The sequence below is a fragment of the Escherichia sp. MAL-1 genome (assembly GCF_052948035.1).
Genome location: NZ_CM129609.1, coordinates 3,771,938 through 3,796,583 on the forward strand (window position 1 = coordinate 3,771,938; position 24,646 = coordinate 3,796,583).

Annotated in this window: 22 protein-coding genes and 2 pseudogenes; 8 read left to right on the forward strand and 16 right to left on the reverse strand. The window is 51.2% G+C overall.

What is annotated here, in order from left to right; translation table 11 throughout:
* Positions 1-131: 131 nt before the first annotated feature.
* The 10 genes and pseudogenes from yahL to ACU8XX_RS18830 all read right to left on the reverse strand — a co-directional run bounded on the left by yahL (position 132) and on the right by ACU8XX_RS18830 (position 9,843).
* The gene (yahL, locus tag ACU8XX_RS18785) at positions 132-947 is read right to left on the reverse strand and encodes a protein YahL (protein ID WP_016241920.1); all 816 of its coding nucleotides are present in this window, start codon (positions 945-947) and stop codon (positions 132-134) included.
* A gap of 242 nt (positions 948-1,189) precedes the next feature.
* A complete protein-coding gene (yahK, locus tag ACU8XX_RS18790; RefSeq protein ID WP_000692754.1) occupies positions 1,190-2,239 on the reverse strand; it encodes an NADPH-dependent aldehyde reductase YahK in 1,050 nt (349 codons plus the stop codon).
* A gap of 86 nt (positions 2,240-2,325) precedes the next feature.
* A pseudogene (locus tag ACU8XX_RS18795) lies at positions 2,326-2,400 on the reverse strand (hypothetical protein); the annotation flags it as partial.
* Positions 2,401-2,615: 215 nt separating this feature from the next.
* Positions 2,616-3,998 carry an amidohydrolase family protein gene (locus tag ACU8XX_RS18800; protein WP_000665120.1) on the reverse strand — a complete coding sequence of 461 codons (1,383 nt, stop codon included), beginning with the start codon at positions 3,996-3,998 and terminating at the stop codon, positions 2,616-2,618.
* A gap of 9 nt (positions 3,999-4,007) precedes the next feature.
* Complete coding sequence (locus ACU8XX_RS18805) at positions 4,008-4,958, reverse strand: carbamate kinase family protein (RefSeq protein WP_154311753.1); 951 nt, start codon at positions 4,956-4,958, stop codon at positions 4,008-4,010.
* A 75-nt stretch (positions 4,959-5,033) separates the two neighbouring features.
* Entirely contained in the window at positions 5,034-5,330 is a 297-nt protein-coding gene (locus ACU8XX_RS18810) for a protein YahH (RefSeq protein ID WP_001295687.1), read from the reverse strand.
* Between the two features lie 49 nt (positions 5,331-5,379).
* Positions 5,380-6,798, reverse strand: coding sequence for a YlbE family protein (locus ACU8XX_RS18815; protein WP_000083429.1), 1,419 nt, complete (start codon positions 6,796-6,798; stop codon positions 5,380-5,382).
* Positions 6,798-8,345 carry an acyl-CoA synthetase FdrA gene (fdrA, locus tag ACU8XX_RS18820; protein ID WP_000111773.1) on the reverse strand — a complete coding sequence of 516 codons (1,548 nt, stop codon included), beginning with the start codon at positions 8,343-8,345 and terminating at the stop codon, positions 6,798-6,800. Before fdrA ends, ACU8XX_RS18815 begins: the two co-directional genes overlap by 1 nt.
* Positions 8,335-9,198 (reverse strand): DUF2877 domain-containing protein, encoded by an 864-nt coding sequence (locus tag ACU8XX_RS18825; RefSeq protein WP_001514959.1) that lies wholly within the window; start codon positions 9,196-9,198, stop codon positions 8,335-8,337. The genes fdrA and ACU8XX_RS18825 overlap by 11 nt, the downstream gene beginning before the upstream one ends.
* Before the next feature lie 39 nt (positions 9,199-9,237).
* The gene (locus tag ACU8XX_RS18830) at positions 9,238-9,843 is read right to left on the reverse strand and encodes an ankyrin repeat domain-containing protein (RefSeq protein ID WP_000023636.1); all 606 of its coding nucleotides are present in this window, start codon (positions 9,841-9,843) and stop codon (positions 9,238-9,240) included.
* Positions 9,844-10,100: 257 nt separating this feature from the next.
* On the opposite strand from ACU8XX_RS18830, the gene ACU8XX_RS18835 reads away from it, so the two are divergent.
* Entirely contained in the window at positions 10,101-10,598 is a 498-nt protein-coding gene (locus ACU8XX_RS18835; RefSeq protein WP_001013877.1) for a DUF1097 domain-containing protein, read from the forward strand.
* Between the two features lie 91 nt (positions 10,599-10,689).
* Complete coding sequence (locus tag ACU8XX_RS18840; protein WP_001084379.1) at positions 10,690-11,622, forward strand: LysR substrate-binding domain-containing protein; 933 nt, start codon at positions 10,690-10,692, stop codon at positions 11,620-11,622.
* Between the two features lie 41 nt (positions 11,623-11,663).
* On the opposite strand, the gene pdeL is transcribed toward ACU8XX_RS18840, so the two are convergent.
* The 3 genes from pdeL to betT all read right to left on the reverse strand — a co-directional run bounded on the left by pdeL (position 11,664) and on the right by betT (position 15,660).
* Positions 11,664-12,752 carry a DNA-binding transcriptional activator/c-di-GMP phosphodiesterase PdeL gene (gene pdeL / locus ACU8XX_RS18845; RefSeq protein ID WP_001324749.1) on the reverse strand — a complete coding sequence of 363 codons (1,089 nt, stop codon included), beginning with the start codon at positions 12,750-12,752 and terminating at the stop codon, positions 11,664-11,666.
* A gap of 497 nt (positions 12,753-13,249) precedes the next feature.
* On the reverse strand, positions 13,250-13,321 hold the full coding sequence (locus ACU8XX_RS18850) for a hypothetical protein (protein WP_175091847.1): 72 nt from the start codon (positions 13,319-13,321) through the stop codon (positions 13,250-13,252).
* 305 nt (positions 13,322-13,626) lie between these two features.
* A complete protein-coding gene (gene betT / locus ACU8XX_RS18855; protein WP_000131044.1) occupies positions 13,627-15,660 on the reverse strand; it encodes a choline BCCT transporter BetT in 2,034 nt (677 codons plus the stop codon).
* 128 nt (positions 15,661-15,788) lie between these two features.
* Between betT and betI the strand changes: the two genes are divergently transcribed.
* The 4 genes from betI to ykgH all read left to right on the forward strand — a co-directional run bounded on the left by betI (position 15,789) and on the right by ykgH (position 20,427).
* A complete protein-coding gene (gene betI, locus ACU8XX_RS18860; RefSeq protein ID WP_016241917.1) occupies positions 15,789-16,376 on the forward strand; it encodes a transcriptional regulator BetI in 588 nt (195 codons plus the stop codon).
* A gap of 13 nt (positions 16,377-16,389) precedes the next feature.
* Complete coding sequence (betB, locus tag ACU8XX_RS18865; protein ID WP_016241916.1) at positions 16,390-17,862, forward strand: betaine-aldehyde dehydrogenase; 1,473 nt, start codon at positions 16,390-16,392, stop codon at positions 17,860-17,862.
* 13 nt (positions 17,863-17,875) lie between these two features.
* Positions 17,876-19,546 (forward strand): choline dehydrogenase, encoded by a 1,671-nt coding sequence (betA, locus tag ACU8XX_RS18870; protein WP_001159094.1) that lies wholly within the window; start codon positions 17,876-17,878, stop codon positions 19,544-19,546.
* Positions 19,547-19,758: 212 nt separating this feature from the next.
* The gene (gene ykgH, locus ACU8XX_RS18875; RefSeq protein WP_001209100.1) at positions 19,759-20,427 is read left to right on the forward strand and encodes a protein YkgH; all 669 of its coding nucleotides are present in this window, start codon (positions 19,759-19,761) and stop codon (positions 20,425-20,427) included.
* Between the two features lie 242 nt (positions 20,428-20,669).
* Here ykgH and ACU8XX_RS18880 read toward each other — a convergent pair whose 3' ends face one another.
* From ACU8XX_RS18880 to ACU8XX_RS18890, 3 genes are read right to left on the reverse strand one after another with little or no spacing between them, the layout of a single operon-like run.
* On the reverse strand, positions 20,670-21,365 hold the full coding sequence (locus ACU8XX_RS18880; RefSeq protein ID WP_016241914.1) for a LutC/YkgG family protein: 696 nt from the start codon (positions 21,363-21,365) through the stop codon (positions 20,670-20,672).
* On the reverse strand, positions 21,358-22,785 hold the full coding sequence (locus tag ACU8XX_RS18885) for a LutB/LldF family L-lactate oxidation iron-sulfur protein (protein ID WP_016241913.1): 1,428 nt from the start codon (positions 22,783-22,785) through the stop codon (positions 21,358-21,360). The genes ACU8XX_RS18880 and ACU8XX_RS18885 overlap by 8 nt, the downstream gene beginning before the upstream one ends.
* Before the next feature lie 10 nt (positions 22,786-22,795).
* Positions 22,796-23,515 carry a (Fe-S)-binding protein gene (locus ACU8XX_RS18890; protein WP_001102119.1) on the reverse strand — a complete coding sequence of 240 codons (720 nt, stop codon included), beginning with the start codon at positions 23,513-23,515 and terminating at the stop codon, positions 22,796-22,798.
* A 61-nt stretch (positions 23,516-23,576) separates the two neighbouring features.
* On the opposite strand from ACU8XX_RS18890, the gene ACU8XX_RS18895 reads away from it, so the two are divergent.
* Both ACU8XX_RS18895 and ACU8XX_RS18900 read left to right on the forward strand, forming a co-directional pair.
* Positions 23,577-24,274, forward strand: a protein-coding gene (locus ACU8XX_RS18895) for an IS1-like element IS1A family transposase (RefSeq protein WP_103215986.1) whose coding sequence is annotated in 2 segments (ribosomal slippage) — positions 23,577-23,826 and positions 23,826-24,274 — 699 coding nt in all. Because the reading frame shifts where the segments join, the coding sequence is not laid out codon by codon here.
* Between the two features lie 16 nt (positions 24,275-24,290).
* Positions 24,291-24,638: pseudogene (locus ACU8XX_RS18900) on the forward strand (ABC transporter permease subunit); the annotation flags it as partial.
* Between the last annotated feature and the right edge of the window lie 8 nt (positions 24,639-24,646).

The following is a 24,646-nucleotide window of genomic DNA, read 5'->3' on the forward strand; positions in this document are numbered from 1 at the left end:
ATCACAACAAAATATAGGCGAAAAAAGAGATGGAATGCCTGTTGGCATACAGATATACAGATGAAATGATTACCTGCATTGCGATTCACTCTCAGGTGGAATAACAATTTGCAGGTGGAACCCTTTCTGAACTAAAGAGTGTAGCGGATTTTAACGTGCTTATTTACAGAATAATATCTGTCACCTAATTCCTGCACTCTATTAGATATCCATTCATTTAATCGCGCATCATCTCTGTATGTTTTTACGTCCAGAACAGAGAGCAATAACATCACCAGTGATTCAGGAAAAACAGGGTAGATATTTTTTAAGTGTAATAATAATCCATGCGCAAGCGCCTGCTTAATGGGCGCGTCTGTCTCCGGAATAGACGACATTTCGCGAAGCCATTTTTCCACATGCATACACTCTTTCCCTTTAGGGAAAATTCTCAGCAAAGGCATATGGTGTTCAAGAAGAATACATTTGCAATCTGTTCGCACTGAATCGATAAACTGCACTAATTTCTTAAGCCCGGTAAAGCGTCCAGCCTGCACGTTTGCTTTAATATCAAGAAACGCATCATCCTGGTCATATACCCAAACTGTCCCTTTTTGATTTTCAAGTATGTGAAAAACAAACTTAACCGGGTGATCAGGGTAATCCATCCAGTCATAAAATCCAGGGAAATCATTAAACTGCACATTTATGGTGAGTGCGTTATCGTCTGACCACTCACAGTCTCGTACGGCAGCCATGAGATGAATGAGTTTGTCGTCATCGACTAAATCATCACGACAATCATAAGGATAATCATAATATTGTTTAATCAAAACCTTGAATATATCGACACAGGAAACCAGGGAGCTTTTGATATCCTCTGGTAACTGATTGTTTTTAACCGTATTAAGTATGCTTTGTTGCGTATATGGCATCAAATTATTGTGCGGAGCTTTTAATGATATCATCGCGATCTCTCTTAAATAAAAATAAACGTCGCAGATAATAAAGCTCTGATTAAACCAGGCACTATCAGAAATCGCTCATAACTAACGTGTGAAGTATTGTGTACTGGAGGGCGTTAATTTAACAATTTAAATTTACGTTATAGGTTTTACTGCTACTTTGATATTATTTCGCTCTCCTTAACTAAAAAGTTAAGTGGAGAGCGAAGTTAATATGTTAAACCACAGGGTATTTATTAATTTTTTCAGTCTGTTAGTGTGCGATTATCGATAACAAAACGATATTTCACATCACCGCGCAGCATTCGCTCATAGGCTTCATTAATTTGATCGGCCCGAATCATCTCTATATCAGCCACGATGCCATGTTCGGCGCAAAAATCGAGCATCTCCTGAGTTTCTGGAATGCCGCCAATCATAGAACCGGCTATCGCACGGCGTTTCATGATCAGGTTGAAAACTTCCGGCGATTTATGCGGTGTCGCAGGCGCACCAACCAGCGTCATGGTGCCATCACGCTTCAGCAAGGTGGTAAAATCGTCGAGATTATGTGGCGCAGCTACTGTATTCAAAATGAAATCGAAACTCTTCAGATGAGCCGCCATCTCATCGGCATTGCGTGAGTTAACAACTTCATCGGCCCCCAGGGCTTTTGCCGCTTCGCGTTTTGCCTCAGAAGTGGTAAATGCCACCACATGTGCCCCCATCGCGTGGGCCAGCTTAATCCCCATATGTCCCAGACCGCCGATGCCGACCACGCCCACTTTTTTACCCGGCCCGGCCTGCCAGTGACGTAGCGGCGAATACGTGGTGATCCCTGCACACAACAAAGGAGCCACCGCCGCCAGCTGCTCTTGCGGGTGACGAATACGCAGAACATATCGCTCATGAACGACGATCTGTTGTGAGTAGCCGCCCAGAGTATGGCCCGGTTCGTCCGGCGTCGGCGAGTTATAGGTGCCGGTCATGTGATCACAGTAGTTTTCCAACCCGTCTTCACACTCTTCGCAATGTTTACAACTGTCGACAATGCAGCCGACACCGACCAGATCGCCCGGCGCATATTTTTCTACCTGATCACCAACGGCTACCACACGCCCCACAATTTCATGACCCGGCACGCAGGGGTAAACCGTCCCCGCCCACTCGGAACGGACCTGGTGGAGATCGGAATGGCAAACGCCACAGTAAGCGATTTCGATTTTGACATCATTCGGTCCCGGTTCACGCCGGGTGATATCCATCGGTTCAAGTGGTTGTTTAGCGGAATATGCACCAACAGCTTTGATCTTCATTGTGTTTACTCCTGATTAGCTATGTGTATTTGGCAACGCCTGATATGTCATCGCGGCAAAACGCGTCCATTGAATATAGCCAATATTTAAACCACCCGATCCAGCCCCAACATGCCGCGAGCCTGAATGAAACAGAGCAGCAACGTTCCCCATAAGGCGAGCGCCTGTAAGTGTGATATTTGCTATCTGTAAAAGACTAAAATCGGCAAAACTGATGATCTTTTCACGTAGACAAATAGTTATCTACACAACGTCAATAAGGGCATATTCCTCAAAGATAATGTCCATTTCTGCCGACACACTCATATTCAGATTGCCCCACTCCCTGGGGCTTAAATCTCTTACTATTCACCGTTGCAGGCGTTTCAAATGCGCATCAACCTGCCACACTCCCCCACACCAGTTGCCCTTTATGGAACGTTGCGGTTCTCGGCGAGATACGCGCCACCGCCTCGGCGGAACAGGAGGCGTCCACCAGCACAAAGCTGGCGTCATCCTGCGCTTTTGGCCATACACGCTCGCCTTTTTCATTCAGCGGCAATACATCGCCAGTGGCTAAAAACAGCGAGCGGGAGAGGTTCTGTTCGTTAGGACGAATATAGAGCTGCGCGTACAGATTGGCTTTTTCCAGCATGTCGCCCAGACCATAAGGCGACCAGTGGTCGATAACGCTGTCAGTGCCAGTCATCACTTTTACGCCTTTGTCGTGCAACTGTTTGAGCGGCATATGCAGCGTGCCAATCGGCACCGTCGAGGCGATAGAAATTTGTTGCACCACCATCCGGTTCGCCAGTTCATCTACCTGTTGCTCGTTGAGCGTTGCCAGCGCAAAGGCGTGACTGATGGTCAGCTTGCCCTTCAGCTGTGGCGTTTTCTCTACCGTTTCAACCATATAATTGATGGCTGCCACGCCTGCCGGAGTGGTTTCGTGCAGGTGAATATCGACGCCTTTGTCGTAGTCCAGCGCAATCTGGAACATGGTGTCGAGGGATTTTTCCATCGCGCCATCAACACTGGTCGGGTCCAGGCCGCCGACGTAATGCGCCCCCGCCTGCATCGCTTCACGCATTAAAGGTTCAGATTTCGACAGCAGCAAACCGTGCTGCGGGAAGGCGACGATTTCACACTCAAAGCCCGCCTGACGTCGCGCCAGCACCGCCTGCAAATTTTGCAGATTTTTCAGGCCGGAAACCGGTTCGATATTGCAGTGGCTGCGGGCAATGGTGGTGCCTTTCGACTGCAATAAATCAATCAGTTTTTCTGCCCGCTCCTGAGTGTACGGTTGCAGTTCCGGCAGCATTTTCTGCTCGAGTTTGATCATGTCCTGGATGGTGGTGCCTGCCGGACGATTGAGCGAGCGCCACGGCCCGCCGTAAAAGGTTTTGTCGAGATGAATATGCATGTCGCGGGTGGTGGGCAGCATCAGCTTACCGCCAGCGTCATAGTGCGGCAGCGTGGCGTCCGGATGCAGCTTGTTCTCGCGCAGGGCGACAATTTTGCCGTCCTGAATCTCCACGGTCTGGCGCGCCGTGCGGGTCTGCACCGCCACGCCATTTTCGTAGTCAAAACCGGTTTCCAGCAGCACGTTATCGAGATAGTAATGCGGGTCAGTGATTTTCATGGTGTTGTTCGCTTCGCAGTTTAGGGTGCCAGCTACCGCCGCATGGGCGAGCGGCACAGAGGTACCAAACAGCGCGGCGGCGGTGACCATCTTACCGCTCTGGCTCAGAAATTCACGGCGGCTATTGCTTTCTTTCATCTTACGTCCTTACGTTTTAATAATATGAGTGCCCGTTTCGCCGCGCAGCGCCGCAGGCAGGCATTCCGGCGTGGTGATAATCACTTCTTTGCCGCCTTGTTCTAAAAATGTCAGGCTGGCGATGATTTTTGGCAACATGCTGCCGGGCGGGAAATGCCCTTCCTGCATATAGCGGGTCATGGTGGCAATATCCACCCGATCGAGCGCCTGCTGCTGCGGTTTGCCAAAGTGGATACAGACTTTTTCGACGCCGGTGGTGATCACCAGAATGTCGGCGTGAATTTCACGGGCCAGCAGCGCGGTAGAGAGATCTTTGTCGATAACCGCGTCCACGCTTTGGTAATCTCCCGCTTCGCTGCGCACCACAGGAATTCCACCGCCGCCCGCGCCAATTACGACAAAGCCTTGTTGGATCAGCGCCTTAATGGCAGGTGCCTCGACAATACGTTTCGGTTCCGGCGAGGCGACCACGCGGCGATAGCCCCGTCCGGCATCTTCAACAAAACGCCAGTCAGGGTTTGCCTTTTGTAATTCGTCACGCTGGCTTTCACTGAAGAATACGCCGATGGGCTTGGTGGGATGAGCGAAACCCGGATCGTTTTTATCCACTTCCACCTGAGTCACCACGGTGACGGCTTTTTTCTCGCTGTGACGCGCCAGTCGGTTGTTCAGCGCCTGCTGGATCAAGTAGCCAATGCCGCCTTGCGTATCTGCCACACAGTTCGCCAGCGGCGTTAAGGGTAGCCCTTCACGCTCGTGGGCAATCTCCGCACGGCGTAAATCCAGCCCGACCTGCGGCCCGTTGCCGTGGGTCAGCACAATGTCGTAATCGGAAGCCAGCATTTCCAGCACCGTATCAGCGACGGCTTTCACCGCCTCCGCCTGATGCTCAATCGACTGGCTGGCGTTATCTTTGATAATGCTGTTGCCACCAATGGCAACGACCACAAGCTCTTTCATGTTGTTATGTCCGCTACAGAGGGTGATGGGGTTATGACCAACGCCAGACTGCCTGATGCGCTACGCTTATCAGGCCTACAATTCTCGCGCCACTCGTAGGCCGGATAAGGCGTTCACGCCGCATCCGGCAATGGTGACAAATGCCTGATGCGCTACGCTTATCAGGCCTACAGATTCTCGCGCCACTCGTAGGCCGGATAAGGCGTCCACGCCGCATCCGGCAGTGGTGGCAAATGCCTGATGCGCTACGCTTATCAGGCCTACAGATTCTTGCGCCATTCGTAGGCCGGATAAGGCGTTCACGCCGCATCCGGCAATGGTGACAAATGCCTGATGCGCTACGCTTATCAGGCCTACAGATTCTTGCGCCATTCGTAGGCCGGATAAGGCGTTCACGCCGCATCCGGCATGAACATGTAGGTCAGACGCCGTAACGTTCGCACCAGCCAAGAATGGCTTTCTCGAAGCAGGCAAAAGGTGGATGCACAATGCCCGCGCCAATCATGCCGACGCCCGCATCTTTATGGGCGATGGCGGTGTTGATCACCGGCAGAATGCCGCTGCTACCCACGCGGGTGATGTCGATTGCCGACGGCACGCCCATAAAACCGAGCAGCGGAATGGTGACGTTGGGGTTTTCACCGAGGGTGATTTCGCGCATCTGACGGGAGAAATCAATAGCTTCTTCCACCGTGCCGCCCACCAGCGCGACGATAGCGGGCGCGGTCGCCATAGCAAATCCGCCAATACCGTAGGTTTCGGTGATGGCGCTGTCGCCGATATCCAGCCCCGAATCTTCCGGCTTATAACCGGCAAACATCGGGCCGATCACCTGCTGCGCCGGGCCGGTAAACCATTGCCCCGGCAGGCCGCTGACCCGCAGGCCGAACTCGACGCCGTTACGCGCCATGGTGGTGACCACGGTGCTGTATTCGATGCCATGCGCCGCATCCATCGCCGCTTTACACATCGCCATCCACGTCGGGCCGGAGAAGTAGTCGCTGCTGGCGACAAACTCAAACACTTCGCGCTGTTGCTCGACGGAATAACCCGCCTGAATAATCCCCGGCGTCAGCGCCTGAATCAGCAGCGTCGTCCCGGCGTTATTGCGGTTATGGCACTCATCGCCCATATGCAGCGCCTGCGCCAGCATTAAGCGCAGATCGATTTCGCCGATAATTTTCATCGCGTCGCGCAGTATTGGTCCCTGCACATCACGCATCCAGTTCAGGCGGTCAATCACGCTCTGGTCGTTAGCGCCCATACGCAAAATCTTCGCCATCTGCTCGCTCATGTTGGTATAAGCGATGTTGCCGTAGGTTTTGTTTTTTACGATGTGCATAAACATCGAGGCCGAGGTAACACCCGCCATCGATCCCACGCAGTCGTGCTCGTGACACGGCGAGAAGGTGATCTCCCCGGAAGCCGCCAGTTCAGCCGCCTCGTCGAGATCTTTCGCCAGTCCTTCGAACACCAGCGCTCCGGTGACCGCGCCTTTCATCGCGCCGCACATTTTTTCCCAGGTGATCGGCGGCCCGGCGTGAAGAATGGTTTTCGCCGTCATGCCCGGCACCACGTTAATCGCCTGATCAAAACCAATCAGCACCGGATGCGACTGGATAATACGCTCCAGCGCCTGCTGGTTAGCGGCGGCGATTTTGTCCGCCAGCGGCGAATCGGCAATGTTATCCAGCGCCTGCACCACCTGCATATTGCCCTGCCCCGGCGGCGTCCAGTCGAGTTGAGTCACTTCTACATGCTGCTTTTTCAGGTCATCGCTAAACATGGCGATGCCGACGTTAATAACGTTCAATGGTTGGCTAAACAGTGACTGGCTCATCAGGCTTCCTCCCCTTTGCAGATAAATTCACGCGCCAGCAATCCGGTATTGGTGCTGCTGCTCGCCAGAATCACTCCGGCATCAAGCAGCATCTGGCTTTGTTGTTCTAACGATGGCGTATCAAGATCGGTACCCAGCACATAGGCGAGAATGATCAACTCGCGTCCTTCGGCAGCGGCGATCGCTTTCGCTTCTTTGATCGCCTCGATGGTGGAGCCGACCGGATCTTCATGCGATCCAAATCCGAGCACAAAATCCATCACGATCACCGCCACTTCTGGATCGCGCGCCTCTTCGATCAAGCGACTGATGCGGTTGGTGGGGTCAATCATTGGATGCGGCTTGCCGTTGGTGAAGTCGTCATCACCAAAGTCGAGGAAGGTGTGTTTGATGCTGCGGTTGATATCTTTCAGGCGGAATTCCGGATCGGGCTGGATATTGCTGTAGACATCGCCATGTTTTTCCATCACCGCGAACATGGTTTCGTCGCACAACGTGCCGCCGCAGAACAGGCCACGAATGTATTTCTGCTGCGGTTGCAGACGCGCACGCACATCCGCAATCAACGGCTGGTTAAGCGTATGCAGGTCGAGATTTTCCTGTTTCACGCCGGAGAGCATCACCGCTTTTAGCGCCGCCTCTTTGCTGCCGCGGGCAAACTGTAGCCCCTGCTCATCCACCGGCGTTTCAACGCGACCGAGGAAGCAGACCACCACCGGCTTGCGGCAGGCACGTGCGCGTTCCAGCACTTTGCGGGCCACCGCAGGCGCGGGAGGTTTTGAAATCAGCGCGATAATTTCAGTTTGCGGATCGTTTTCCAGCATCCCGATGGCGTCGAGCATCATCAGGCCGCCGATTTTCTCGCTCAGGTCGCGCCCGCCGGTGCCGATGAGTTGCGAAACGCCGCCGCCAAATTCATGAATGCGGACGCTCAGCTCCTGGCTGCCGGTGCCGGATGCGCCAACAATACCGATGTTGCCGCGACGCACGGCGTTACCAAAACAGAGCGCCGCGCCGTTGATAATCGCCGTGCCACAGTCTGGCCCCATCATCAGCAGCCCTTTTTCGTGGGCCAGTTGCTTGAGCGCCAGTTCATCTTCAACTGAGACGTTATCGGAAAACAGCATCACGTTGAGATCGTTTTGCAGCGCCTGACGCGCTTCGCGAGCGGCAAACAAACCGTTGACCGAAATCACCGCCAGGTTACTTTCCGGGATATGCTTTTTGGCGCTGGCAATAGTGGCGTAACGCGCCTCGTGCGAGCCGCTTTGCGCTTTGGTGTTGAACAGTTCTTCAATCTCCACCAGCAACTGCTCGTTGTCCGCACCCGATTTACCATTGATGACAATCATCAGGTCACCGTTTTTCGCCTGCTCCAGTTCCGGCGTCAGCAGTCCTAAATTCTTCAGCACGCCTTTGTTCATTTCGGTCGCCATCGCCACAAATGCCTGCTCGACGCCGTCGAGTTTATTTGCACGCGCGGAGATAGACATCAGCGAGACAGAATCAAAATAGGTATTCGGTTTAATGACTATTTTAACTGACATAATTCCCTCCGTAGGTTTGGCTCAGCGCACAACCATCGGCCATGCCATACAGCATGTCGCAGCCGGAACTGGAGCCAATATGTTTAATTTTTTCTATTGCCTGAGTTGCGTTCCCAGGGATGTCATAAATAATGTTGTGAATAAAGCGATGAATATTTTCCCGGCAGCGTTGTTGTAATGCGGCTTCCAGCGTTATGGCACTTAATAACGTGGTATTATTTCTGCCGCGTTGCAGACCGAGATAAAATTCCTCTTTGTATTTTTCCGCCGGATGTCCGGAAATAAATAAAATAAGTACCAGTCCGGTCAGATAATCATCGGCTGATGGCGTAAGGCCAATCCCTAACCCCATCATACTGGCGACCGCTGAGGCGATATTTTGTTTATCGTTTACGGCCTGAATAACTGCCCGTCGTTTAATATGTAATTCTTTATTTAACGCCTGATAAAACGGATTATCGCCGCGATAATTAAACAGGGTTTCATTTTCCCCCAGGTGCTGATGAATAATGTCGTGCCACTGTTGCCAGGCGATAAGGTGAAAATTCACAGCGGTCATTTGCAAGGTTGGGGACAGCCAACGCCGACAACGACTCATCTCTATATGAAGATGTTGACCAACCGTAATGCCTTGATCGTCAAACTGAACCTTATCACCATGCCGGAAAAGATCATCAAAGTGAGTGAGTGCCAACCGACAACTGTTTGGCGCATTGTCGTACTCTTCACAAAGCAGCGTCAGCAACTGCTGGCGGGCCGGGAGTGCGATATTTACCGCTCTGGCAAAGACCTGTTCAACCTGTCCTTGCCCCCGCTGCGCCAGAAAATCTGCATCCGCAGTTAGCGCCCACACACACCGTTTTTCTGGTGTGTTGATAGCCAGCCTCCCGGGTTATGCGCCTGCGGCAATCAGCAACTGAGCAATCTCTTCAAAGCCCCGTTCCCGCGCCAGTTCCAGCGGCGTTTTGCCATATTTATCCGTCATGTGCGGACTGGCACCGTGTTCCAGCAATAGCTGGACAATCGCCTGCTGTTTAATACCGCCATCATTAAGCACAATCGCTTCCAGTAGCGGCGTCCAGCCTACATGGTTGGTCTGGTTAACGTTAATTTCCGTATGCGCCAAAAGCTCTTTTACAATACTTAAATGGCCTTTTTCACAGGCAGGCGTCAGGCCGACACCGCCAAAACGGGTTACGCAATTAAGATCAGGTTTAGCCGGTAAAATAATTCGTAGTAGCGTTAAATCATCGTTCAGACAGCTAATTAAAAAAGGATTTAAACAGGTATGATCTTGCTTATTAATATCCGCTCCGGCATCAATTAATGCCTGAACGCAAGCATATTGCTGATATAAACTTGCCAGCGTAATTGCCGTTTTCCCCTGACGATCGCAGGTATTAATATCGACACCCAGCGCAAGGCAGGTTTTTACTTTATCGATATCACCCTGTTGTGCAGCCAATAAATAGTCGGCAGGTAGATTTTTTATACTCATTCACATTCCCCTGGTTTTTGTGGCTGTTTTCGATGAATTGAGAATAGCAACGATAATCTGATAAAAGAACCCGCTTAAATTTAATTCGCCGTATTTCGCCTTTTTGTTGAATGATGTTCAACAATCTTTTCGCAGTGTGCGGTAGTGCAATATTTGTTTCTTTGACCCGATACCCTTTCACTCAATCAGGTTTTATTTCTCTATAGTCTGCACATGTAAGAGTAGCTTTCGTCCATGTCTAACCAGAGGGGAACAAGATGAACGGACTCACGGCAACGGGTGTCACCGTCGGTATTTGTGCAGGGCTTTGGCAGTTAGTGTCTTCACATGTCGGGCTCTCTCAGGGATGGGAATTATTAGGAACCATTGGCTTCGTCGCCTTTTGCAGTTTTTATGCCGCAGGCGGCGGTAAATCGGGGTTTATCAGAAGTCTGGCGGTTAATTATTCCGGGATGGTGTGGGCGTTTTTCGCCGCGCTGGCTGCCGGTTGGCTGGCCTCGGTGAGTGGGATTTCCGGGTTCTGGGCGAGCGTGATTACTACCGTGCCTTTCTCTGCAGTAGTGGTCTGGCAAGGGCGTTTCTGGTTACTGTCTTTTATTCCCGGAGGCTTTCTCGGCATGACGCTATTTTTTGCCAGCGGGATGAACTGGACGGTGACATTACTGGGTTTTCTGGCGGGTAACTGCGTGGGGATAATTTCAGAATATGGTGGACAAAAATTAAGCGAAGCGACGACTAAACGCGACGGGTATTAAAAGTTATTCAAAAATGATTATCTATCTTTAACCGATACCTCTACAGTCATAGCTGGAGAAATTCATAGTAGATAATGGCGAGAATGGTTTAATGAACTCAATTTTTACCGAAGAGAATCTGTTGGCATTTACTACCGCTGCGCGTTTTGGCAGCTTCAGTAAAGCCGCAGACGAGTTGGGTTTAACCACTTCCGCCATTAGCTACACCATCAAGCGTATGGAGACGGGGCTGGATGTGGTGCTGTTCACTCGCAACACCCGCAGCATTGAGTTAACCGAGTCCGGGCGTTATTTTTTCCGCAAAGCTACCGACCTGCTGAATGATTTTCACGCCATCAAACGCAGTATCGATACTATTTCGCAGGGCATAGAAGCACGGGTGCGCATTTGTATTAATCAGCTGCTTTATACGCCCAAACACACCGCGCGCTTATTACAGGTGCTGAAAAAGCAGTTTCCTACCTGCCAGATTACCGTGACGACCGAAGTGTATAACGGCGTCTGGGATGCGATTATTAATAATCAGGCCAATATCGCCATCGGCGCACCCGATACACTACTGGACGGCGGCGGTATTGATTACACTGAAATTGGCGCGATTCGCTGGGCTTTTGCTATCGCCCCGGATCACCCGTTAGCCTTTATGCCGGAACCCATCGCCGAAAGCCAACTGCGTCTCTACCCTAATATTATGGTGGAGGACACCGCGCATACGATTAATAAAAAAGTGGGCTGGTTGCTGCACGGGCAGGAGTCAATTCTGGTGCCAGATTTCAACACCAAATGTCAGTGCCAGATTTTAGGTGAAGGGATTGGTTTTTTGCCGGATTACATGGTCCGTGAGGCGATGACGCAATCCCTGCTGGTTACCCGACAAATCCATAATCCGCGCCAGGATTCGCGCATGTTACTGGCGACTCAGCATTCTGCTACGGGTCAGGTGACGCAGTGGATTAAAAAACAATTTGCGCCAAATGGCATATTAACGGGGATCTATCAGGATTTACTGCATCGGGAGAATTAATCGCTGCCAACCTCCCGATGCGCTGTGAATAGCGGTTTACATCAACCACCTGCTTTCATTACCCATTCAGAGATAAATTTATTACCCGGAACTGGCGGGGAGTACAAATAGCCCTGCAAAAAGTGAACGCCTTTACCGATCATTAAATCCGCCTGCTCCTGGGTTTCTACCCCTTCCGCTACGATACTCAGACCAGGCTTACGCGCCAGTTCGACAATATTGTCCACAATATGACCGGAGATTTCGTCGACACTCGCCATTTGCACAAACGACTTGTCAATTTTAATAAAATCGACCGGAAACGCCTGCAGATAACGATAGGTCGCATAACCCGTACCAAAGTCATCCAGCGCAAAGGTAATGTTGTGCTGATGAAGGCTGTCAAATATCGCTCTGGCTTCTGGCGTTACCGGAATAGGGTTACGTTCCGTTAGCTCGAGAACCAGTTTGATTTTATCGTTTCCTAATTTCTTGACCAGGTTCAGGCATTCTTTTTCAAATCCCGCGGCCAAAAAACAACCCGCCGAGACGTTGATACCAATATGGAAATTATCCGGCAGCAAATGTTTTACCGGCATCAGAATATCCGCAGTCTGTTTCATCAGTTGGCGGGTCATTATGACAATAAGACCGGATGACTCCGCCAGAGGAATAAACTGATCCGGTGGGATAATTCCCGTTTGTGGATGTTCCCAGCGGACAAGCACCTCACAGCCCGTCAGTACCCCAGTCTGCGCGCAGAAAACCGGTTGGATCCACGGTTTGAATTCGTGGTTTTCCAACGCCAGACTGATGGCTTCAGGCGTGACGATATGGTGATAGTGATTATCATTAATATATCTGTGACTATTACTCCCCGTGGCGGATATGATCTCCGGATTGTACTGAAAGAAAATATCGCGCCAGAAAGTAATATCGCTCTGAATCCCCAGTTTCTCAAAGAGCTGTTTCTTTTGATGTGAAATTGTCTTTGCACTGCGATTTCTGTACTGTGATATTTCTGTTACTGACATTCCCTGCATCAGCAGCTTGAGTAGCAGTCGTTCTTTCTCGGATACGCTACCAGGCAATGACAAATGAACCGTTGTACCGAACTCTTGCAGAAAAACACGAAAATCACATGAATTCATGAACACACCTTTATCTTTTATCGCTGTTCAGTATGAGTGATTACCTGTCGATTCCTGAGCACACATAAGGGGTAACCATAAACATCAGCGATGCCATACGTATAACATCCCACATCACTATCAATAAGATTATCTTTACCTCTGATGCTCGCTCAAAAACAGTTACGCTAAATACCTTAAAAAGGTAATCACAAGTCAAACTCAGGAGATAATCACGCAAGAATGCAATATTAAAATTCAGATACTCATTTTTGGTAATAAAGAAGTAGTTGGACTATTTCAATATTTATAATTTCCCACTACGTACTGGCATCCATTCATGAGCAAAGGCGCATTATATGAATTTAACAATCCAGATCAACTGAAAATATCTCTCTCTCATAAACACATAGCGTCAACATTCAATGACATAATGAGTAAAGATGTTGGTTATGCATACATATCATTACGCTATGCCTGTCCTTTAAAAACCCACCAATTAAGGCTGAATCCATTCATCAAATGATAACTAATATTATAGCAGTGACAATAAAAACAATATTTAAAACAATCAATAAAATATCAGACACAGACAATTAAACCTTAAACAACAAACGGTTACATTGATTTTAGTTGATTTGCGCTACGCGTTCCCCATGAATAAAGCGTCATTTCAAATTAGCACCAATATTTACATTAAATAAGACTAAGCTTATTGAACATTCACAACAGTCCAAATGTAGGTTTTGGGCTTCAATAGTTCTTTTCTTTTTTATTATCTGTTGCCTGGCAATCATCAATCGATACTAAGGGCTTAACCGTACAGATATAACGTATCAAGAGGTAAGAGAAACCGCGCCATATGCAGACATGGCGCGGTTTTATGCAATAACAATCACGCGTCCGGGAACATCACGCTATGGCCCGGTGCTTCACGATGGAGATGGATAAAGTTAAGGTGCCGCTCGTACTGGTCGAGAATATCGGTGATCACCTGCTCTTTGCTGTAGTCCATCAGGTCGTTGCCCTGGCTGCCTTCTAACAGGAAAGTTTCCAGCCGGTAGTAAGTCGATTTACCGCTGCGTGCGCGGTAGGTAAAGCCCGGCACCGAATATTGCTGCGGCCAAATCTGATAGACAAAGTTTTGCTCTTCGCCCATATGCACCAACAAATCCAGATGCCCCAACTGTTGTCCCTCTTCCGGCGGCAGGCTTTTTAGCTCCACGTACGCGCCGCGCAACCGCAGCTCCTGCGCCACTTCTTCCATTGCCGGGTAACAGACCGTCTCCATCATCTGTTTAGTGTAACGCGTGCCCGGATAATTCATCAGGCGCGAGAGACGTTTTTTCCAGCTCAGGCGATCCTGAAGCCCCAGCGGTCGCGGTGCGGTATCGCGGTTGGCACTTTCACGGCGGTAATCTTCTACCTTCAGAGATTTATACAACCCCGCCATCACGAAGAAGATCACAAAGCTGAACGGCAGCCCCATAATCACCGTGGTGTTTTGCAGCGCGGATATCCCGTTGGTCATCAGCATGCCGAGCGTCAGCAGGCCAATCGCCACCGACCAGAAGACGCGCAGCCAGCCGGGGGCGTCGCTGTTGATATCTTTAAGCTGCGAGGTGAAATTCCCCAGCACCAGCGCCCCGGAGTCCGCTGAGGTCACATAAAACAGCAGGCCAGTAATGGTGGCGACGGAGGCGCTAAAGGTAAACGCCGGATACTGCGCCAGCAGGCTGTAGAAGCCGCGCTCCGGATGGACCATCGCTTCCTCGGCAAATGCCGCGCCGCCGTGGATGATTTCATACAGCGCGCTATTGCCGAACACCGAGAGCCATAACAGCGTGAAGGTAAACGGAATAATCAACGTGCCCAGCACGAACTGGCGAATGGTACGCCCACGCGAGATACGCGCCAGGAACAAGCCGACAAACGGCGACCATGCCACCCACCATGCCCAGAAGAAGAGCGTCCAGTTATTCATCCACTCAACTGGACGGTCGAAGGCAAAACTGTTGAGCGTCATGCCCATAAAGCGATTCACATAGTCGCCAACATTCAGCACCAGTGCATTAAGCAGGAACGAAGTGTCGCCCATAAACAACACGAACAGGATCAATCCCAGCGCCAGCGCGACATTAAGCTCCGATAACACGCGAATGCCCTTATCGACACCGGATGTCACCGAGATAGTGGCGATGATCACCGACAAGGCGATCAGTGCCGCTTTTGCCGCCATCGAATCGGGAATATCAAACAGTACGCTCAAGCCATAGTTAAGCTGCACCACACCGATACCGAGCGTAGTGGCAATACCGAAGATAGTGCCGATCACCGCTGCAATATCCACTGAGTGACCTATCGGCCCGTTAATCCGTTTACCGAAGATCGGGTACAGCGCCGAGCGGATGGTGAGCGGCAAATTATAACGATAGCTAAAGTATCCGAGCGCCATGCCCATCAGCGCATACATCGACCAGCCGGTTAAGCCGTAGTGAAACAGCGTCCAGACCATCGCCTGACGCGCGGCCTCAATCGTCTGTCCCGCGCCTTCCGGCGGCTGCATATACTGCGTTACCGGTTCGGCTACGGAGAAGAACATCAGGTCGATACCGATCCCGGCAGCAAACAGCATCGCCGCCCAACTCAGCAGGCTGAATTCCGGTTTGGATTGTTCTGGCCCGAGCTTCACCGAACCAAAACGCGAACAAGCGATACAGACCACAAAGACAATATAGAGCGTTGCCGCCAGCAGATAGTACCAACCGAAGGTTTTAGAAACCCAGTCCAGCGTGCGGCCAATCCACAGGGCCGAGAAGTCGCGAAACAGGATCGTTGTCAGGGAAAACAACAAAATCAGTCCGGCGGAGGTGTAAAACACCACCGGATTGATTTTGTCCTTTTCCCTGCTGTGTGAAAGGTCTGTCATCCAGTATCCCCACTGTTATTGTTACTATTTAAAATCAAATTCGTAACAATTAAGACACATTTTATATTGAACGTCCAATCAATAACCGCTTTAATAGATAAACACCGCTGATGAATGGAGTGGCGAAAATGCCCAAATTGGGGATGCAGTCGATCCGGCGCAGACAACTGATCGACGCCACACTGGAAGCAATAAATGAAGTGGGCATGCACGATGCAACGATCGCGCAGATCGCCCGCCGTGCAGGCGTTTCTACGGGGATCATCAGCCACTATTTCAGGGACAAAAATGGTCTGCTGGAAGCAACCATGCGCGATATCACCAGTCAGCTGCGTGACGCGGTTTTGAATCGATTACATGCACTTCCGCAGGGCAGTGCAGAGCAGCGATTACAGGCGATTGTTGGCGGAAACTTCGATGAAACGCAGGTGAGCAGTGCGGCGATGAAAGCCTGGCTGGCGTTCTGGGCCAGCAGTATGCATCAGCCGATGCTCTATCGTTTACAGCAGGTCAGCAGCCGCCGCTTGCTGTCGAATCTGGTGAGCGAGTTTCGTCGCGAATTGCCGCGCGAACAGGCACAGGAAGCGGGCTACGGCCTGGCCGCGCTGATTGATGGATTATGGCTGCGCACGGCTCTGAGCGGCAAACCGCTGGATAAAACCCGCGCTAATTCCCTGACCCGCCACTTTATCACTCAGCATCTACCCACCGATTAACCGAGGAGACGTGATGTCCCGAATGGCAGAACAGCAGCTTTATATACATGGTGGTTATACCTCCGCCACCAGCGGTCGCACCTTCGAGACCATTAACCCGGCCAACGGTAACGTGCTGGCGACCGTGCAGGCCGCCGGGCGCGAGGATGTCGATCGCGCCGTGAAAAGCGCCCAGCAGGGGCAAAAAATCTGGGCGTCGATGACCGCCATGGAGCGCTCGCGTATTCTGCGTCGGGCCGTTGATATTCTGCGTGAACGCAATGACGAACTCGCAAAACTGGAAACCCTCGACACCGGAAAAGCATATTCGGAAACCTCAACCGTCGATATCGTTACCGGTGCGGACGTGCTGGAGTACTACGCCGGGCTGATCCCGGCGCTGGAAGGCAGCCAGATCCCGTTGCGTGAAACGTCCTTTGTGTATACCCGCCGCGAACCGCTGGGCGTAGTGGCAGGGATTGGCGCATGGAACTACCCGATCCAGATTGCCCTGTGGAAATCCGCCCCGGCGCTGACGGCAGGCAACGCAATGATTTTCAAACCGAGCGAAGTTACCCCGCTTACCGCGTTAAAGCTGGCTGAAATTTACAGCGAAGCGGGCCTGCCGGACGGCGTATTTAACGTGTTGCCGGGCGTGGGCGCGGAGACCGGGCAATATCTGACCGAGCATCCGGGCATTGCCAAAGTGTCATTTACCGGCGGTGTCGCCAGCGGCAAAAAAGTGATGGCTAACTCGGCGGCCTCTTCCCTGAAAGAAGTGACCATGGAACTGGGCGGTAAATCACCGCTGATCGTTTTCGATGATGCGGATCTCGATCTCGCCGCCGATATCGCCATGATGGCAAACTTCTTCAGCTCCGGTCAGGTGTGTACCAATGGCACCCGCGTCTTCGTTCCGGCGAAATGCAAAGCCGCATTTGAGCAGAAAATTCTGGCGCGCGTTGAGCGCATTCGCGCGGGCGACGTTTTCGATCCGCAAACTAACTTCGGCCCGCTGGTCAGCTTCCCGCATCGCGATAACGTGCTGCGCTATATCGCCAAAGGCAAAGAGGAAGGCGCGCGCGTACTGTGCGGCGGCGATGTACTGAAAGGCGATGGCTTCGATAACGGCGCATGGGTTGCACCGACAGTGTTCACCGATTGCAGCGACGATATGACCATCGTGCGTGAAGAGATCTTCGGGCCAGTGATGTCCATTCTGACCTACGAGTCGGAAGACGAAGTCATTCGCCGCGCTAACGATACCGACTACGGCCTGGCGGCGGGCATCGTGACAGCGGACCTGAACCGCGCGCATCGCGTCATTCATCAGCTGGAAGCGGGTATTTGCTGGATCAACACCTGGGGCGAATCCCCGGCAGAGATGCCCGTTGGCGGCTACAAACACTCCGGCATTGGTCGCGAGAACGGCGTGATGACGCTCCAGAGTTACACCCAGGTGAAGTCCATCCAGGTTGAGATGGCTAAATTCCAGTCCATATTCTAACCAGGAGGTTTATTTGCAATTTGACTACATCATTATTGGTGCCGGCTCAGCCGGCAACGTTCTCGCTACCCGTCTGACTGAAGATCCGAATACCTCCGTGCTGCTGCTTGAAGCGGGCGGCCCGGACTATCGCTTTGACTTCCGCACCCAGATGCCCGCTGCCCTGGCATTCCCGCTACAGGGTAAACGCTACAACTGGGCCTATGAAACGGAACCTGAACCGTTTATGAATAACCGCCGCATGGAGTGCGGACGCGGTAAAGGTCTGGGTGGATCGTCGCTGATCAACGGCATGTGCTACATCCGTGGCAATGCGCTGGATCTCGATAACTGGGCGCAAGAACCCGGTCTGGAGAACTGGAGCTACCTCGACTGCCTGCCCTACTACCGCAAGGCCGAGACTCGCGATATGGGTGAAAACGACTATCACGGCGGTGATGGCCCGGTGAGCGTCACTACCTCCAAACCCGGCGTCAATCCGCTGTTTGAAGCGATGATTGAAGCGGGCGTGCAGGCGGGCTACCCGCGCACGGACGATCTCAACGGTTATCAGCAGGAAGGTTTTGGTCCGATGGATCGCACCGTCACGCCGCAGGGCCGTCGCGCCAGCACCGCGCGTGGCTATCTCGATCAGGCCAAATCGCGTCCTAACCTGACCATTCGTACTCACGCTATGACCGATCACATCATTTTTGACGGCAAACGCGCGGTGGGCGTCGAATGGCTGGAAGGCGACAGCACCATCCCAACCCGCGCAACGGCCAACAAAGAAGTGCTGTTATGTGCAGGCGCGATTGCCTCACCGCAGATCCTGCAACGCTCCGGCGTCGGCAACGCTGAACTGCTGGCGGAGTTTGATATTCCGCTGGTGCATGAATTACCCGGCGTCGGCGAAAATCTTCAGGATCATCTGGAGATGTATCTGCAATATGAGTGCAAAGAACCGGTTTCCCTCTACCCTGCCCTGCAGTGGTGGAACCAGCCGAAAATCGGTGCGGAGTGGCTGTTTGGCGGCACTGGCGTTGGTGCCAGCAACCACTTTGAAGCAGGTGGATTTATTCGCAGCCGTGAGGAATTTGCGTGGCCGAATATTCAGTACCATTTCCTGCCAGTAGCGATTAACTATAACGGCTCGAATGCAGTGAAAGAGCACGGTTTCCAGTGCCACGTCGGCTCAATGCGCTCGCCAAGCCGTGGGCATGTGCGGATTAAATCCCGCGACCCGCACCAGCATCCGGCGATTCTGTTTAACTACATGTCGCACGAGCAGGACTGGCAGGAGTTCCGCGACGCAATTCGCATCACCCGCGAGATCATGCATCAACCCGCGCTGGATCAGTATCGTGGCCGCGAAATCAGCCCCGGTGTCGAATGCCAGACGGATGAACAGCTCGATGAGTTCGTGCGTAACCACGCCGAAACCGCCTTCCATCCGTGCGGTACCTGCAAAATGGGTTACGACGAGATGTCCGTGGTTGACGGCGAAGGCCGCGTACACGGGTTAGAAGGCCTGCGTGTGGTGGATGCGTCGATTATGCCGCAGATTATCACCGGGAATTTGAACGCCACGACAATTATGATTGGCGAGAAAATAGCGGATATGATTCGTGGACAGGAAGCGCTGCCGAGGAGCACGGCGGGATATTTTGTGGCAAATGGGATGCCGGTGAGAGCGAAAAAATGAGTCGTGATGTGAACTAACGCAGGAACCGATCAGATTGAGAGTTACCGTTCCAGAGAGGGGGACCGAATCCTTATATAAACACTGAGGTAACTCTCATGCTTCATATCCAGTATTCATGATGCGGGCTTTTTGCTGATATTTAACCCGAACATTCCTGATACAGACTATTAATACAACCTTATCTGCGACAGATTTTATTCTCTGGATATATTATGCGTGAACAAATCAAACAGGATATCGATCTGATTGAGATTTTATTTTATCTGAAGAAAAAGATTCGTGTTATCCTTTTTATTATGGCTATATGTATGGCTATGGTGCTGTTGTTTCTGTATATCAATAAAGACAATATAAAAGTGATTTACAGCCTAAAAATAAACCAGACAACGCCAGGTATACTTGTTAGCTGTGATAGCAATAATAATTTTGCCTGTCAGACTACAATGACTGAAGATGTTATTCAGCGAATTACTACATTTTTTCACACCAGCCCAGATGTCAAGAACAGAGAAATAAGGCTGGAATGGTCAGGAGATAAGAGAGCTTTACCAACTGCTGAAGAGGAAATATCTCGCGTGCAGGCCTCTATTATCAAATGGTATGCGTCAGAATATCATAATGGCAGGCAAGTTCTCGATGAGATACAAACGCCTTCAGCAATTAACAGTGAGCTTTATACAAAAATGATATACCTGACCAGGAACTGGTCATTGTATCCGAACGGTGATGGCTGTGTAACTATAAGCTCACCAGAAATAAAAAATAAATACCCTGCTGCCATTTGCCTGGCTCTGGGATTTTTTCTAAGCATTGTAATTTCTGTAATGTTTTGCCTTGTCAAAAAAATGGTAGATGAATACCAACAAAACTCTGGGCAGTAATAAACAACATTTTGATAGAGAGTGCCTGTATAAAGCTGAAGTGACAATGACCGGGAAGGGAACCCGTTTTCAGGAATGGATGCCTGTCTTTTTCACTGTAAATATCCTGGCATTGGTAATACCAGGATATTTACAGAAGAGCAGCATAACCATGACGGAACGGGGTTAAGTCAGGTTGTCCTAAACGCTATTTTCAACCTCGTATGCCTTCTTCAGGTTTATGTCCAGACTTCATATCTCTCTCAACAATCCTCAATAATCAGATACACCGCTTTCACCGGGCCATGAACTCCGACGACTTTGATAAGCTCAATATCCGCCGTTGAACTGGGGCCGCTAATGATGTTAATGCAGGAAGGCATTCGTTCACCGGCCTGCGCTTTCTGATGCAATTTTTCTGCGAGTTGCGCTACACGCGGCAGGATAGTGCTTTTACGCAGGATAAAAAGAGAATATTCCGGGAGCAGGCTCAATGAACGCCCGCGCTCGGCGGCGGAAAAAAGAACCACGCCTCCCGATTCGGTTAAACCATATTCAGCATACACAACACCCACTTTAGCCTGCTCTGCCTGCGAGATATTCTCGGCACCTTTCGCCGGATCCCAAACAACGGCATTGCATTCCTGCTGCAAACGTTCGCTAATCCCCAATTCCTCCAGCCTCGTGTCACCGCTAATCACGACCGACTGATCTCCCAGCTCTTTACACAGTCGTATTGCAGCTTCTGCCGCCTTCGCCTCGCTGGTCAGTTCACAGCGCGTCAACATAACATCGCTGGCAAACTGAATAAACGCGTCACAGCGCTGCTGTTGGTTAAGTTCGGTAAGCCGCTCGTTAGCATAGTTGTTAAGCGGCGCATCTTCTGCTTGCGGTTCAAATCGCAGCGGGCGACCCAGTGCCTGAGCAACGTTATTCAAAAATTCGCCTCGATTATCCATTCTTTTTCTCCTGCGCCTGATGTTTCTTAAACCAACTACGGAAACTCTCTCCGTCAGCTTCAGGAAGATCGCGTGCTTCCATCCAGTCGCTAATCGCGCCAAATTTGAGTGGTGTTTTGCCGCCATTGATAAACCAGCTTGCCGCATGAGCGCCGGCCATCATCCCGACTTTCCACAATCCTGGATGACTATTGGCATAAGCGAACATTTTTATCGCCCGTTGCTCTGCTTTTGCGGTGATCCCTTTTTCAGCCATCACCCGACGATGACGCAAAATCAGTTTTGACAGCGGAATACGCACCGGACACACGCTGTCACAAGCAGTGCATAAAGAGCAGGCGTAGGGTAAATCTTTAAAATCTTTATAGCCGCCAAGTAGCGGAGAAATCACCGCACCAATTGGCCCTGGATAAATAGAGCCATATCCATGACCGCCAATATGGCGATATGCCGGACAAGTATTCATACAAGCCCCGCAGCGAATACAGCGCAGCACATCCCGAAATTCAGAGGCCAGCACCTCAGAACGCCCGTTATCGACAATAACCAGATGAAACTCTTCAGGACCATCAACGTGCCCCGCTTCGCGCGGTCCTGTCAGCCAGGTGTTGTATCCCGTCAAACGTGCACCAACGGCACTGCGCGCCAGCATGGCGATCAATACATCTACCTCGGCAAACGTGGGGGCAATACGCTCCATTCCCATCACTGCAATATGCGTTTTAGGCAGCGTGGTACACATTCGCGCATTACCTTCATTGGTCACCAGGCATACCGAACCTGTCTCTGCCACCGCGAAATTACAGCCGGTAATACCTATTTCAGCACTGAGGAAATCTTCGCGGATTTTTTGCCGGATGAATAAGGTCATCGCTTCAGGCGTTTCCGGCCCCTCATAGCCCAGACGTTCGTGTAGCACTCGACGGATCTGATGGCGATCTTTATGAATTGCCGGGACCACAACATGAGATGGCGGATCTTGATCCAGCTGGAGAATATATTCACCCAGATCGGTTTCAATCACCTGAATGCCAGCATCCTGCAACACATGATTGACACCAATCTCTTCGGTCACCATCGATTTAGATTTCACCACCTTCCGGGCATTTTTGCGTTGGGCAACCTGTAAAATGTAGCGGGTAGCGTCTTCTTTGGTTCTTGCAAAATAGACGTGACCGCCGTTTTGCGTCACTTTTTCTGAGAGCTGGTACAGATAAGCGTCGAGATTACTCAGAACATGATCACGTATCTGGGCGGCCCGATCGCGCCACTCCTCCCAGTGCCCCAATTCATCGACCATTTTTTGCCGATTTGCCCCAATACGCTGCTGCGCGTTTGCCACCGCTTTGCGCATGATCGGATCTTCAATTTGCTGACGGATGCGTGTCTTAAAATCTGTATTACTGGTTTTGATCGACATCTTTATATCCTCAGCGGCTCATCAACACTTCAGCAATATGCATCACTTTGACTTTCTGCCCTTCCCGTTGTAATCGCCCACTGATGTTCAGCAGGCAACTCACGTCAGCACCAATTAAATACTCAGGGCGGACTTCCATCAGGTGCACAACCTTTTCTTTCACCATCTCGCCGGATATTTCGGCCATTTTGACCGAGAACGTGCCGCCAAATCCGCAGCAGGTATCCTGTTCAGCAAAGGTCAACAGCTCCAGTCCACGCACATTTTTCAGCAGCGTAAGTGGCTCGTCCTTCACTCCCAGCTTACGGGCCAGGCTACAAGATGGGTGATACACAGCTCTCCCTTGCAAACTGGCACCTACATCGACTACCCCTAATTTATTAACAATAAAAGAGGTGAGATCCTGCATACGCGCGGCAACCTTTTCGGCACGTGATGCCCATTCAGGTTCATCCGCCAGATACGTCGGGTAACTTTTTACGGCATAGGTGCAAGAGCCAGCCGGTGAAATAATGGGATCGTCGTTATCCTCCAGTGCGGCGATCAGATTTTTCATCCCTGGAATCGCTTCTTTGATATAACCGCTATTGATCGCAGGCTGACCGCAGCATCCCTGTTTCTCCGGGAAATTTACGCGACAGCCGAGTTTTTCCAGTAGCAGCACGGAGTCTCGTGCCATTCTTGATTTCAGGGCGTCACCAATACAGGTGACAAAGAAATTGACATTCACAACTAAGGTGATGCTGCCAACTTACTGATTTAGTGTATGATGGTGTTTTTGAGGTGCTCCAGTGGCTTCTGTTTCTATCAGCTGTCCCTCCTGTTCAGCTACTGACGGGGTGGTGCGTAACGGCAAAAGCACCGCCGGACATCAGCGCTATCTCTGCTCTCACTGCCGTAAAACATGGCAACTGCAGTTCACTTACACCGCTTCTCAACCCGGTACGCACCAGAAAATCATTGATATGGCCATGAATGGCGTTGGATGCCGGGCAACAGCCCGCATTATGGGCGTTGGCCTCAACACGATTTTACGTCACTTAAAAAACTCAGGCCGCAGTCGGTAACCTCGCGCATACAGCCGGGCAGTGACGTCATCGTCTGCGCGGAAATGGACGAACAGTGGGGCTATGTCGGGGCTAAATCGCGCCAGCGCTGGCTGTTTTACGCGTATGACAGGCTCCGGAAGACGGTTGTTGCGCACGTATTCGGTGAACGCACTATGGCGACGCTGGGGCGTCTTATGAGCCTGCTGTCACCCTTTGACGTGGTGATATGGATGACGGATGGCTGGCCGCTGTATGAATCCCGCCTGAAGGGAAAGCTGCACGTAATCAGCAAGCGATATACGCAGCGAATTGAGCGGCATAACCTGAATCTGAGGCAGCACCTGGCACGGCTGGGACGGAAGTCGCTGTCGTTCTCAAAATCGGTGGAGCTGCATGACAAAGTCATCGGGCATTATCTGAACATAAAACACTATCAATAAGTTGGAGTCATTACCGGGCCAAATCGATAAATCGCTCGATGAAGCCTCACTCAGCCTGCGCGCCGGTTCCCTGCGTACCATTACGCACATCCTGCTGCCGCTGCTGCGCCCGGCGATCCTCTCGGCGCTGATTTACAGCTTTGTGCGCGCCATTACCACCGTCAGCGCCATTGTGTTCCTCGTCACGCCGGATACCCGCATAGCGACGGCTTACATCCTCAACCGCGTGGAAGATGGCGAATACGGTGTAGCGATTGCCTACGGTTCCATTCTGATCGTGGTGATGCTGGCGATTATTTTCATCTTTGACTGGCTGATCGGTGAATCACGTACCTCCCGTTCAAAAGCCAAAAACCAGGCGTAATGGAGCGC

Bases quoted from the DNA above. Each gene is read 5' to 3' on its own strand.
- yahL (WP_016241920.1), bottom strand. From the start codon at position 947: ATGATATCATTAAAAGCTCCGCACAATAATTTGATGCCATATACGCAA.
- yahK (WP_000692754.1), bottom strand. From the start codon at position 2,239: ATGAAGATCAAAGCTGTTGGTGCATATTCCGCTAAACAACCACTTGAA.
- ACU8XX_RS18800 (WP_000665120.1), bottom strand. From the start codon at position 3,998: ATGAAAGAAAGCAATAGCCGCCGTGAATTTCTGAGCCAGAGCGGTAAG.
- ACU8XX_RS18805 (WP_154311753.1), bottom strand. From the start codon at position 4,958: ATGAAAGAGCTTGTGGTCGTTGCCATTGGTGGCAACAGCATTATCAAA.
- ACU8XX_RS18810 (WP_001295687.1), bottom strand. From the start codon at position 5,330: ATGGCGCAAGAATCTGTAGGCCTGATAAGCGTAGCGCATCAGGCATTT.
- ACU8XX_RS18815 (WP_000083429.1), bottom strand. From the start codon at position 6,798: ATGAGCCAGTCACTGTTTAGCCAACCATTGAACGTTATTAACGTCGGC.
- fdrA (WP_000111773.1), bottom strand. From the start codon at position 8,345: ATGTCAGTTAAAATAGTCATTAAACCGAATACCTATTTTGATTCTGTC.
- ACU8XX_RS18830 (WP_000023636.1), bottom strand. From the start codon at position 9,843: ATGAGTATAAAAAATCTACCTGCCGACTATTTATTGGCTGCACAACAG.
- ACU8XX_RS18835 (WP_001013877.1), top strand. From the start codon at position 10,101: ATGAACGGACTCACGGCAACGGGTGTCACCGTCGGTATTTGTGCAGGG.
- ACU8XX_RS18840 (WP_001084379.1), top strand. From the start codon at position 10,690: ATGAACTCAATTTTTACCGAAGAGAATCTGTTGGCATTTACTACCGCT.
- pdeL (WP_001324749.1), bottom strand. From the start codon at position 12,752: ATGAATTCATGTGATTTTCGTGTTTTTCTGCAAGAGTTCGGTACAACG.
- betT (WP_000131044.1), bottom strand. From the start codon at position 15,660: ATGACAGACCTTTCACACAGCAGGGAAAAGGACAAAATCAATCCGGTG.
- betI (WP_016241917.1), top strand. From the start codon at position 15,789: ATGCCCAAATTGGGGATGCAGTCGATCCGGCGCAGACAACTGATCGAC.
- betB (WP_016241916.1), top strand. From the start codon at position 16,390: ATGTCCCGAATGGCAGAACAGCAGCTTTATATACATGGTGGTTATACC.
- ykgH (WP_001209100.1), top strand. From the start codon at position 19,759: ATGCGTGAACAAATCAAACAGGATATCGATCTGATTGAGATTTTATTT.
- ACU8XX_RS18880 (WP_016241914.1), bottom strand. From the start codon at position 21,365: ATGGATAATCGAGGCGAATTTTTGAATAACGTTGCTCAGGCACTGGGT.
- ACU8XX_RS18885 (WP_016241913.1), bottom strand. From the start codon at position 22,785: ATGTCGATCAAAACCAGTAATACAGATTTTAAGACACGCATCCGTCAG.